The sequence below is a fragment of the Colwellia chukchiensis genome, assembly GCF_002104455.1.
GTDB lineage: Bacteria > Pseudomonadota > Gammaproteobacteria > Enterobacterales > Alteromonadaceae > Cognaticolwellia > Cognaticolwellia chukchiensis.
The window spans coordinates 43,518-56,076 of sequence record NZ_NBOC01000017.1 but is presented as its reverse complement, the minus strand read 5'-3'; the positions used below and the strand labels follow the sequence as shown (position 1 = coordinate 56,076).

General features: G+C 41.0%; 8 protein-coding genes. 5 read left to right on the top strand and 3 right to left on the bottom strand.

The features are described from left to right. Positions 1-166 precede the first annotated feature (166 nt). From B6K83_RS15440 to sbcB, 3 genes are all read right to left on the bottom strand, one after another. A complete protein-coding gene (locus tag B6K83_RS15440; RefSeq protein ID WP_085285770.1) occupies positions 167-649 on the bottom strand; it encodes a glutathione peroxidase in 483 nt (160 codons plus the stop codon). Positions 650-786: 137 nt separating this feature from the next. Then, positions 787-1,647, bottom strand: a complete 861-nt coding sequence (locus B6K83_RS15435) for an NAD(P)-dependent oxidoreductase (RefSeq protein WP_085285769.1) — start codon at positions 1,645-1,647, stop codon at positions 787-789. Positions 1,648-1,724: 77 nt separating this feature from the next. Continuing rightward, complete coding sequence (gene sbcB, locus B6K83_RS15430) at positions 1,725-3,188, bottom strand: exodeoxyribonuclease I (RefSeq protein WP_085285788.1); 1,464 nt, start codon at positions 3,186-3,188, stop codon at positions 1,725-1,727. A gap of 633 nt (positions 3,189-3,821) precedes the next feature. Here sbcB and B6K83_RS15425 point away from each other — a divergent pair. The 5 genes from B6K83_RS15425 (at position 3,822) to B6K83_RS15405 (ending at position 12,402) form a co-directional block, all read left to right on the top strand. Then, complete coding sequence (locus B6K83_RS15425; protein ID WP_085285768.1) at positions 3,822-5,675, top strand: aminotransferase-like domain-containing protein; 1,854 nt, start codon at positions 3,822-3,824, stop codon at positions 5,673-5,675. A 194-nt stretch (positions 5,676-5,869) separates the two neighbouring features. Further along, positions 5,870-6,715, top strand: a complete 846-nt coding sequence (locus tag B6K83_RS15420; RefSeq protein ID WP_085285767.1) for a carbon-nitrogen hydrolase family protein — start codon at positions 5,870-5,872, stop codon at positions 6,713-6,715. A gap of 168 nt (positions 6,716-6,883) precedes the next feature. Beyond that, positions 6,884-9,319, top strand: coding sequence for a TonB-dependent receptor (locus B6K83_RS15415; protein WP_233144053.1), 2,436 nt, complete (start codon positions 6,884-6,886; stop codon positions 9,317-9,319). Between the two features lie 257 nt (positions 9,320-9,576). Further along, on the top strand, positions 9,577-11,154 hold the full coding sequence (locus B6K83_RS15410) for a tetratricopeptide repeat-containing sulfotransferase family protein (RefSeq protein WP_085285765.1): 1,578 nt from the start codon (positions 9,577-9,579) through the stop codon (positions 11,152-11,154). 63 nt (positions 11,155-11,217) lie between these two features. Continuing rightward, complete coding sequence (locus B6K83_RS15405) at positions 11,218-12,402, top strand: MFS transporter (RefSeq protein WP_085285764.1); 1,185 nt, start codon at positions 11,218-11,220, stop codon at positions 12,400-12,402. The last annotated feature ends 157 nt before the right edge of the window (positions 12,403-12,559 follow it).

Genomic DNA, 12,559 nt, shown 5'->3' with positions numbered 1-12,559 from the left:
AACACTAAGTTTAGACCATGGGTTGGCGGCCATTATAAGTATTGGTAATTAAAACTAACTACTGGTAATTAGGGGATCTAAAACGGAAACACTTTTTCAGCGCTAGTGCAGGATAAGCAATAGCAATGCAGTAGCGATAGTCGAGCAAAATTAATGCGTTAGCGTGTTAAAGAATGGCCGCAATATCATTAGCAATGTCAGCGGGTTTTGTCGTTGGACTATAGCGCTTAATTACCTTACCTTGTTTATCTACTAAAAATTTAGTGAAATTCCATTTAATACTTTTAGTGCCAAATATACCCGGGGCTACATTTTTCAAGTGCTCGTATAAAGGATGCGCATACTCACCGTTAACGATAATTTTACTAAACAGTTCAAAGGAAATATTAAAGTTAAGGTCGCAAAACTGCTTGATGTCATTATTATCCCCTTGCTCTTGTTTACCAAATTGGTTGCAAGGAAAAGCTAATATTTCAAAACCTTGATCTTTATAGCTTTGGTATAGGCTTTCCAAACCAGCGTATTGCGGCGTAAAGCCACATGCGCTAGCGGTGTTAACAATTAACAGTGCTTTACCCTGATAGATGGAAAAGTCGATGGCTTCATTTTTATAGTTTGCGGCACTAAAGGTGTATATTGTTGCTGTCATTGGCAGATATTACTCGGTACATGCTATGAAAGTAGCATAAGATAATTGAGCTTCATTAACAACAACCAGTCTAGCGGCATAAAGCGTAAAATACAGGTTGTTGTCTCAAACTCAAGCTCAAGCGTATAGCGGTGAATTTATAAACGGGTTAATAAGCTTGAGGTGTCCCAACGGTTACCACCATTTTTTTGCACATCGGCATAAAACTGATCAACAAGCGCGGTTAATGGCAAAGTAGAGCCATTTTGCTTTGCTTCGGTTAAGGCAATATCAAGATCTTTACGCATCCAATCAACCGCAAAGCCCAAGTTGTATTCATTATTAAGCATAGTTTTATGACGATTATCCATTTGCCATGAGCCGGCTGCACCTTGGCTGATTACTTCAACCACGCTCTCACAATCAAGACCGGCATTTTTACCAAAGTGCAGCGCTTCCGCTAAACCTTGTATCACGCCGGCAATACAAATTTGGTTCATCATTTTCGCTAATTGGCCACTGCCGACAGCACCGAGTAACTTGCTAAATTTTGCATAACACTGCATAACCGGTTCAACTGCTGCGTAGCTGCTTTGCTCGCCACCAATCATAATGGTAAGTTGGCCATTAACCGCACCGGCTTCGCCGCCGGATACTGGCGCATCAAGAAAGCCGACATTAAGGGTGCGGGCTTTTTCTGCGAGCTCGCGCGCTACGGTTGCTGATGCTGTGGTGTGATCAACCACAATAGTATTGGCTTTAATCGTTGAAAAAACGCCATCTAGCCCTAAGGTAACTTGTCGTAAGTCATCATCATTACCAACACAGATAAAAACAATTTCGCTATCTTTAGCAGCCGCGGCTGGCGTACTTGCCATTGCGCCACCATATTGTTGAACCCAAGCTTCGGCTTTTGTGGTAGTACGATTATACACAGTCACTTGATAACCGGATTTTTGTAAATGACCCGCCATGGGAAAGCCCATCACGCCTAAGCCAATAAAAGAGATTTTTTTCATACTGCAGAGCCTATCAGCACTTAACATGCCATGGTTAATTACATTAATTACGGACGTTTGCCTTGCTTAAATATGGCTTATTGATTTACATATTCAAACAGGGCTTTCAATATTTTCATTTTTTCAGTGTTGTTTTCATGTTCAAACGCTAAGTTTTCTAATTTGATCATATACTCATCAACAGTCAATAAGCCTTTAGCGCCATATTGTAGGCGATTTTGACAATGTGCCGCCCACTTTTGTTGCTCACTGTCAGTTAAGGTCAATGGAAAGTTACGCGCCCGATAGCTAAACAATAGTGTGCTTAACCTGTCATCTTGAAATTGAAAGGGGTGAGTTGCTAATTGCTCAGGCGGCAACTGATGTAAAATTTCCATTTGCGCTTTATCACTGTGCGAGAAAAACTTACCACCGTACAAGGCGAACTCAGCGTCGACTGGGCTATCGTCAAAATCATTGTTGGCAAAAACATCAGTTAGTTTATCTCTTAGTTCACTGTATTGCTTGAGTCGTTTTAAGTTTTCAAGACAAAGCTCTCGTGGAATACTTAAACGCTGGGCATTTTCAGGTAGTAATGTTTTTGCTGGCGCTACCACAGGGCACTTGTTTAAATGAATTAATTTCATTGGGATCGGCAGTTCATCTTCAGCTAACTCATCATAACGGGTATATAAGCGAGCTTTAATCTCTTCGCTGCTAAGCTCAAATAACGGCGTGGGATCTCGTGCTAAATCAACGGCAATCACGGCATTTTTATTCACAGGATGATAACCAACTGGCGCAAACCAACTGGTACAGCCATGGGCAGATGACACCTTACTAGAGGTATGTACTATCGGCGTCATGTTATAAACATCGATTAACTGGGCAACCTGCTTTTTATTTTTTAAATTAAAAATAAAGTTATAAAGTTTGGGTTGTTTTTCTTTAATTAATTTTGCCATGGCAATGGTGGCGTAAACATCGCTCATGGCATCATGTGCCGCTTCATGGCTAATACCATTGGCTTTGGTTAATAGCTCTAGGCGAAAACTTACCACTTGCTCGCCATCGCGCTCAACGGTTGGCCATTCAATACCATCAGGGCGCAACGCGTAACAAGCGCGCACTAAATCAATAATATCCCAACGACTATTTCCATTTTGCCATTCTCGGGCATAAGGGTCATAAAAGTTGCGATAAAGCAGGTAGCGGGTCACTTCATCATCAAAACGAATGCTGTTATAACCGGCAACACAGGTATTAGGTTGGGTAAATAAACCATAAATACGAGCGGCAAATTCCGCTTCTGTTAAGCCCTCGCGCAGCGCTTTTTGCGGGGTAATGCCGGTGACTAAACACGCTTCAGGCTGTGGCAGGTAATCTTGTGGCGGCTGACAATAAAACATTTCTGGCTCACCAATAATATTTAACTCTAAATCGGTGCGAATGCCGGCAAACTGCGAGGGCTTATCAAACTTTGGTGATACGCCCCAAGTTTCATAATCGTGCCAAAGAATGGTGGCTTGGTCTGTGTTGTGCGAAGCTGCGTTAGGTTTCATTTTATCCATAGAAAACAATGTGTAGTTTTATATTCAATATCGCTATAGATTTCAAGCTATTACTAAGCTAGAAGGCTATGCCACTTTATGGCTCTGACTTTAGCACAGGCAGGGCATAAAATCCCACAAAAGCATGGTAATTAAAGCTGGTAGCTTTTTAAATTGCTTTTAATTATGGTTGTTACCTAACCGAGACTTAGCGTAAGCGATTCAGTAATTTCAATACGATATACAATTGCATAGCAATAGTGGGCGTAATAACAGCATGCATTACAAGTTGTGAGCGCCCAAAAAAGTTGTAGATATTTAAGTGATCAGAGTAACGAAAAACGGATTTTTTTAAGAGTAAAAGACTGTGCTGTATAGTTTTTTACATATGTTGTATTAAGCGAACTATCTCGGTATATTTTGAGGTTAGCACATTTACACACGCATTGACCGCTTCATTAGTGATTGAACTACGAGTTGACAAGATCAAGCTATTTAACCCGGCTAGGGGCAGCGTGGCAAGTACCAAAGCGATGCTATGTAGTTGTTTAAAGACCGAGAAAGATTAACCTTGATTACTACGCAATTTGACCCTTTGCGATAGTGCCAACATTACTGATTTGATAAGAGAAGGTGCATTATAAGATGGTTAGTCCTTTAATCCATGTGAATCATCAATCAGATGAAAGTTTGCAAAGTCAAATTCGTAGCAAATTGGTGGAAGGTATACTAATTGGCTCATACCCACCTAAGAGTAAGTTTCCCTCATCGCGTAAACTTGCAAAACAGTTAAATGTTTCAAGAAACACCATAGTATTGGTGTATCAGGCGTTGACAGAAGAAGGCTACATTGTTGCTAAAGAGCGCAGCGGTATATTTGTTAGTGATAATATCCACAAGGGATGCGTGCAGACATTAGCAGAGCAACGTACTTCACATAAGAGTAAAAGCGATCAAGCAACCAATAAATCAGTATTAATTGCGCAACACGACAAACCTAATCAGTATAAATTTAAAGGCGTTGTATCGCTAACAACACAAACCTCTTGCCCAGCGAATTGGCGCAGTTATAGCTTTCCATTTATTGATGGTAAATTTGACTCATCACTTTATCCGATAAAAGAATGGCGCGATGCTAATAATCGAGCAAATGCTAGTGGTGAAATTTATCAATGGTCTGAGTTACAAGGCCTCCAAGATGATCCTAGGTTACTTGATGAGATTAGAAGTAAAATATTACCCCGGCGCGGTATTCAAGCAAGTCGTGAAGAAATCATTATTACTGTTGGTACACAGCAAGCTTTGCACTTAATTAGTCAGCTATTTGTAGATGAAACTGTCACCGCCGCTGTAGAAGAACCTGGTTACCCAGAAATGCGCGAATTACTGTTACAACAAGGCGCTAAATTAATATTTCAAGGTATTGATGATAAAGGCATGATTGTTGATAAAAATCTTGACGGCTGTGATATTGCTTATACCACGCCTAGTCACCAAACCCCAACCAGTATCACAATGTCGATGGAGCGTCGTGATCAACTGTTAACTAAAGCACAACAGCAAGACTTTATCATTATTGAAGATGATTTTGAATTTGAGAGTAACTTTCTTGGTCAACCGCACCCAGCATTACGCAGTTTAGATAAAAATAACCGGGTAGTGTATGTTTCTTGTTTGTCAAAGGTTTTGGCATCTGGCGTACAAATTGGCTTTATCGTCGCCGACAGTTCAGTGATAGTTGAGCTTAAAAAGCTTCGTAAAATCATGATGCGTAACCCTCCTTTATCTAATCAGCGCGCCGTATCTTATTTTTTATCTTTAGGTTATTACGATGCTTTTATGATGCAGTTGCATAAAGTGTTTTTTCAGCGCTGGTTAGAGTTGCGAGAAGCGCTCAATATTTATTTACCAGACAGTGTAGATACAGGCCCAATCCAAGGCGGTACAGCGTATTGGATCACGGGACCGAAACAGCTAGATGGTGATTACTTGCGTGAAAAAGCCGCAGAGATTGGGATCTTAATTGAACCCGCAAAGCGCTATTTTGCTAGTTCTACCTATCCAGAAAACTGCTTTCGTATGGGTATTACCAGTATTCCAACTGATAAAATTCGCGAAGGTGTTAGCAAGCTAGCAAAGCTTATTCATCAGTTAACAGATGACTTTGAGGAAAAGCTTACTGACGCTAAAGGTAATTTGTTAACAGGGAGTGCATTAAAAGCTGCATTATCGGGTGCTAAGTTAGAGTGTCAAATGGTGTATGGTGTGCCTTGTACTGTCGAGCTGTTTAGTGATGGAATGATGAAAGGGCACACTGGTGGTATTGACGCAGAGTCAGATAGCGGTCGTTGGTGGGTTGAAGGTGATATGTATTATCGCCAATGGCATCTGTGGGGGTATGGAGAAGTAAAAGGCTTTTATGTCATCATGGATGGTAATGATATGAAGTGGTTTGATCATAACTATTGTTTTGTGCGTCAACTAACCTATCTCAACTAAAAAACGCTACTAACACATCGCAGACTTTCATTTTTACTGTGGCAAAGAGTTTATTTTCTCAGTTAACAACATAACGCTAATGCTCTGGACCCACAGTTATCTGCTATCTGGTACTAACACTTCTACGAGCAAACTCCTTACAGTTAAGTCATTAACTATTTAACGTCATCCATTTTACAACGAGAGTCACTGTAATGAGCCATTTTTCTATAGCAGGCATGCAACTATCACTGCCATGTGGGGATAACTTAGCCACTATTGGCCAAGAAATTAAGCAAACTAAAAAACGCTTTCCTTGGGTAAATATGATCGTACTGAGTGAGCTTTGTAGCTATGGTCCCGAGAAAAAATATGCCTCGGTATTTCCAAGTAAAGCAGAGCGATTTTATTGCGCACTAGCGAAAGAACTAAATATTTGGCTGATCCCAGGCTCAGAATATGAACAATGTGATGAGCAAGTATTTAATACCACATCGGTGATAAACAGTGATGGGGTTGTTATTGAACGTTATCGAAAAATTTATCCATTTTTACCTTATGAAAAGGGCGTTTCACCTGGGCAAGACTTTGTAGTTTTTGATGTGCCACAAGGGCGTATTGGGGTCGCCATCTGCTATGATCTTTGGTTTCCTGAAGTTGCTAGAAGCTTAACTTGCCTTGGCGCAGAAGTGCTCATTTATCCTACGCTAACAGGCACAATAGATCGTGATGTTGAGTTAGCCATGGCACAGTCTACGGCGGTTACCAATCAATGTTATGTCATCGCGGTAAACGGCTTAGGTGATTATGGCAACGGAAAGTCTATCATGGTTGCGCCAGACGGCAGTGTTATCTATCAAGCGGGAATTAATAAAGAAATATTTCCAGTTGAGATAGACTTCGCCGTCGTGCGCCGAAATCGAGAGCGAGGGTTGCATGGTTTAGGACAACCGCTAAAGAGCTATCGTGATAATCCGATTGAGTTTCCATTTAACACGGCCAAAGCACGTGTCACCAGTAAGCTTAATCAGCTGGGGCCGCTAGAAATACCGAAAATATAGGCGTTGAAACTGGAACTATCACAAGTGTGAAACTGGCACTATGAGCTGCTGTTTTATTGTTCTACTCTAAATTTAGCATAAAAATAACAAGGCATATTGGGGAGTATCATGAAAAAGGTAATTTTTAGAAAATCAATAGTCGCTAGTGCGGTGAGCACTGGATTATTCATGTCACTTACATCAGTTGGTGTAAGTGCGGCAGAAGCACAAGCTACGGAGAAAGGTAAAATTGAAGTTATTGAAGTAACAGCAAACCGTCGAACACAAACGCTTCAAGAAATTCCTTACAATATTTCTGCAGTATCTGGCCAAGAATTAGAAGATGCTGGCATTATTGATGCTTCTCAACTTATGCGTAATGTTGCCGGGATCACCGTGGTTGACCGAGGTTATCGAAACTCAGGTGCGGTTAATGGTGTTATTATTCGCGGTGTTAATGTTGATGGTGGTGCCAATGGCGACGTTGCTTTATCGGCAATACCTACGGTTGCCTCTTATATCAATGATACTCCTTTATATGCTAACTTTATTTTAAAAGATGTTGAGATGGTTGAAGTACTGCGAGGACCGCAAGGTACTTTGTACGGCTCAGGCTCGTTAGCTGGCACGGTAAAATACCGCATGAATCGTCCGGAAACTGATGAGTTTCATGGCTCTGCTAGCCTTGGCTTAGGTCAAGCAAAAGGTTCCGATGGCTTTAATATCAATACAGATGTGCTGTTAAACCTGCCATTGTCTGAGCAATTAGCCGTACGTGCAAATGTCGGCAATATTAATAATGACGGTATTGTAGACTATAGCAATGTCTATAACTTAAATGACAACTCAAAAGCGCCAATGGCAAATGTACCCAGTGCTAATTTTGATCCCTCAGCTGGCTTTGTTGCATCACCAGGTTACAACCCGCCGGTTAGTGATGGTGACTTAGCGACAGGTGGCAATACTTTTAGAAGTGTAAAGGATGCAGATACGGTCGACATTACTTACGGTAGGGTGTCAGCCTTATTCGAGGCGACTAGTGATTTAACCTTGCTACTAGCGTATCAATTTCAAAACGATAAAATTGGTGGCCGTCGGCAAGTAACCCGCGGTACCAATTGGGTGGATGGCACAGAGCAGCCCTATGGCGACTATGAAAACGGTGCTGTATTACTTGAGCCTTCAGATCGTGATGTTTCGTTAACATCGTTAGAAGCAGAGTGGAATTTAGGGTTTGCGACATTAACGTCAAGTTCATCAAAATACCGCCATGAAGGAAACTCCATAAGTGATAATACCGGGTTTTATGCAAAAAACGATTGGTTTGCAGATTTATATTATGGCACACCACGGCCACTAGCAATGGCGGAGCGTGGTTATAAAGAAGACGCTTTTGTGCAAGAATTACGCTTAGTGTCAAATCAACGTGAAGCAAATATTGATTGGGTAATTGGTGCTTATTATATGGACCAAGACACCCTTTCTACCCAAGACAGTTACATGCCAGGTTACCAAGAGTGGGCTTTTGCTGCTTTTCCAACATGGTGGGACACCATGGGTAGCTTCGGTATGGTTTATACCGATAATGACTTTCATTATGTTAGAAATCAAAACTTTAAAGACAAGGCGGTTTTTGGCGAGTTAACTTATCATTTTTCAGATAAATTTAGAGCAACATTTGGCGCTCGTTATTTTGATAATAAATTTACCAATGACACTATCTTATCATTACCAATTTGGCCGTTTTTAGGCGATGAACCGAGTTTTGAAACCAAAGAAAGTGATACCTTGTTTAAAGGTAATTTTGCTTACGACTTAAGCGATGACACTATGTTGTACGCTACCATTGCCGAAGGTTACCGTCGAGGGGGAGCCAATGCGGTTCCACTGAGTGGCTCGCTAGAGGAACGGCCTGAGTGGCAACAATATACCTCGGATTATGCAATTAACTATGAGTTTGGTGTTAAAGGTTATTTAGACGCTGGCGCCCATAGTTACACCTTATCAACCTTCTTAATTGACTGGCAAGATCCACAACTAAATACCGCAACAACATGGGGTTTTTTCGCGGTTGCTAATGGTGAGTCAGCTCAAACGTCTGGCGTTGAATTAGAGCTACAAGGTTATTTAACAGATAATTTGCATTACATACTTGGCTACGCTTACATTGAAGCAGAGTTGACCGATGATTTTTATGCGCCGTCCAGTGTTGGGGCAGCAGAGTCAACATACTTAGTTGCCGCTGACGGTACTCGTTTACCGGCAACCCCCGAACATACCCTCAGCATTTCTATGGATTACACCCATGCTATGGAAAATGGTATGTATTGGATATCTCAGGTAAATGGCTACTATCAGTCTGATACCACTAATGCACTAGGTGATAGCAAATACCAAGCTGATATTAAAGGTTTTTCAATTTGGAACGTAAGTACTCGTCTTAGTAGCGACGATTGGGATCTAACATTATATGTCAGTAACTTGTTTAATGATGATGGTGTTACTGGCCTATTGCCAGAGAGCGTCATGGGAACGGATCCTTCGGAAAACTTTTTAGGTAACTCGTCAAAAGACTATATTAGTCAACCCAGAACCATAGGATTAATTGCGAAGTATAGGTTCTAAATATTTAGCAATACTGGTGACAATGCTCTTTCGCACTAACTGCGATAGCGTTGGCAAAGGCTGACCTTTACTGAAAACGAAGTAGTGAGGGTCAGTACGCGTTAGGCTTGACATAACTAACGAGCTTGTTGTTATGATTGTTGCTGGTGAAGTATGGTATGTTCTAACATAAGGATTTTCACATCAATTACCCGTCGCAAAACCCAGATATTGACTTACGTCTCGATCAAGCTTGGACGTTTATTAATCAAAAAAATGTGCCGCAAGCTAAACAAGCATGTCAAAAAATTAATCAAGACTTTCCCGAAAACGCGGATGGTTGGTACGCTACTAGCTTTTTAGCTTTTCAACTTAAAAACACAGAATTAGCGTTAGCTACGATTGATAAAGCTATCCAACTACAGCCAACAGCGTTGCAATGGCAATTACAAAAAGTTAATACCTTGCTGCTAATGTCAGATAAAAGTGCAGCCAAAGTGTTGGCCAAGTTTTTAAAGCATAAACAGGCAGCAGACCTAGCACAATGTCACGACTTGGCGATGATGTTTACTAAGCTAAATGACTTTACGCAGGCGCAATATTACTATCAGCAAGCGTTAGCTTTTATTAATCAATCCAAACACCCTAAAGAGCGAGCGCAAGTTTATTTTAATCTGGCGTCAATTTCGCGTTATCAAGGCAATATTAACTTAGCAGAGCAGCAGTTAAATCAAGCACTGACGCTAAACCCCAAGGATTATGAAGCCTACTTACTGCGTGCCAGCTTAAAAAAGCAAAGTAAAACCAGCAATCATATTGCGCAACTTAAACAGGTGCTAGCCCAAGGTATAAAGCAGCCAATTTGCAAGGCACAAATACATTATGCATTAGCGAAAGAATTGGAAGATATACAACAATATCCCCAAAGTTTCGAGCAGCTCAGTCAGGGGGCAAAAGCACGCCGTGACTGTATGCGTTATGACGTTGAGCAGGACATATTAACGCTGCAAAAAATCACCACGACTTTTAATCAATACTTTTTTAAGCAATATCGTGGCAGTAATGCAGCCTTGACATCAACCGAGGGTGTGGCAGGCGTTTGTGAAAACAGTGAAGCTATTTTTATACTAGGTTTACCTCGAACAGGCTCGACGCTAGTTGATCGCATTATCAGTCATCATAGTGATGTCTTTAGCGCCGGCGAGTTAAATAATTTTGCTTTGTGTATGATGGACGAAATTCAAAAAACGGCCAAGTCAGCGCCCAAATCACGCCAAGAATTGGTAGAGGTAAGTCGTAACATTGACTTTAAAACCTTAGGGGAAAATTATATAAAAAGTACTAGACCAGAAACCGGTTTGACAAAAAAATTCATCGATAAGTTACCGTTAAACTCGTTATATGTTGGTTTAATTCATTTAGCTTTACCTAAGGCTAAAATAATTCATGTCACTCGTCACCCATTAGACACTTGTTACTCCATTTACAAGCAGATGTTTACCAATGGCTATCCTTTTTCATATGAGCTCACTGAATTGGCTAAGTATTACATAGCGCACCATAAAATGATGCAGCATTGGTATCGGGTACTTCCGAATGTTATTCATCAAGTGGCCTATGAAGATGTTGTTAATGATCTAACCGTTGAGGCAAAAAAGCTGCTTGCATATTGCCAGCTTGATTGGCAAGCACAGTGTGTAGATTTTCAAAACAATAGCGCGCCAGCTACCACAGCGAGCGCAAGCCAAGTGAGAGAAAAAATTTATACAAGTTCAGCAGGAAAGTGGCGTCATTATGCAAAAGAGCTACAACCAATCAAACAGTTATTAGTCCAAGCGGGTATCGCTTGTGATTGATTAAAATAGTTTATGTGTTGAGCGATTTTTTTAACTTCTACCCCAGACAATAAGAGCGTATAAATGCCCATGGTAACCACCTTCCCAATGCAACAATTGAAAGTCGCGCCTAATGGCGTAATTGCGCGAATCATACTGGCATTTTTAACCACCGCTGGCATTTTTTATATCAATATTATGCCTGCGGTTGTTAATGGCTTAAAAGAAGGTTTAGCCTTTAGCAGTCAGCAAGCGGGCTTTGTTAGTTCGGCTAATTTATATGGCGCCGCTATCGGCGCTTTATTAGCAGTATTTATTATTAAGCACATTCGTTGGCAGCGTTGGTGTTATTTATTATTAATCGCATTGATAGCTATCGATACTGGTTGTATTTTTATTACTGAGCCGATGACTATGATTGCGTTTAGAGCGATGCACGGTTTAACAGGTGGCTTGCTTGTTGGTATCGGCTTCGGCATTATTTCACGTACATTAGAAGCCGACAAAACCTTTGGCTATTTACTGTTAATACAATGGGGTTTAGGGGGGTTAGGGATAATGTATTTACCTGGTCTCGTGCCTGAGTATGGTACAAGTGCGCTGTTTGTCTCTCTGGCCACTTTCACTGTTGTTACCTTATTAATGATGCCATTTTTACCCGATTACGCGGTAGAGAAATCAGTAACACCAAAGGCTGAAGTTAGCATTACAACGCCTAAGCTTGCTCGATTACCACTGTTACTAAACTTAGCTGCTATTTTCTTATTTCAAGCGGCCAATATGGGCTTGTTTGCTTACATGATCAGCCTAGGAAAAGCCGATGGCTTGTCTCTTGACTTTATGTCAAACGCATTAGGTGTGGCAAGTTGGGTAGCACTGCTCGGCGCATTATTAGTGATCGTTATCGGCACTAAATATGGACGTATGATACCCGTAGTTTTGGCTATTTTCCTGACTGCCTTTTGCAGTTGGGGGTTACATTTTAGTAGCAACGAAATAGTGTATTTAATTGCCAATATTACTATTGGTATTACTTGGGCGTTTGTTCTACCTTACTTATTTGGTATTTGCTCTGAGCTTGACGAAAGCGGTCAAATGGCTGCTTTAGGTGGTGTTGCTTCAAAAATGGGGCTGGCGTCTGGTCCTATGGTTGCCGCGCTTTTACTTAGTGGTGAAAATTATCAACAAGTCATTAATGTTGCGGTAATAGGGCTAGTGATATGTGCTTTGTTAGTGTTTAAACCCGCTAGTGCACTTGATCGCCATTAAAGCTTAGCCGTTTTTTTAATAAAAGAGTTAACATACTGAGTAGTACGGCAAAATTTAGGTTACTAAACGCAAGCGTTATGGATGCTGCCTAAATAGACCCACCACTTTTTTGTATTTACAAAGCAGCCGTTGAACTGTCCACAAACGTATAAACTGG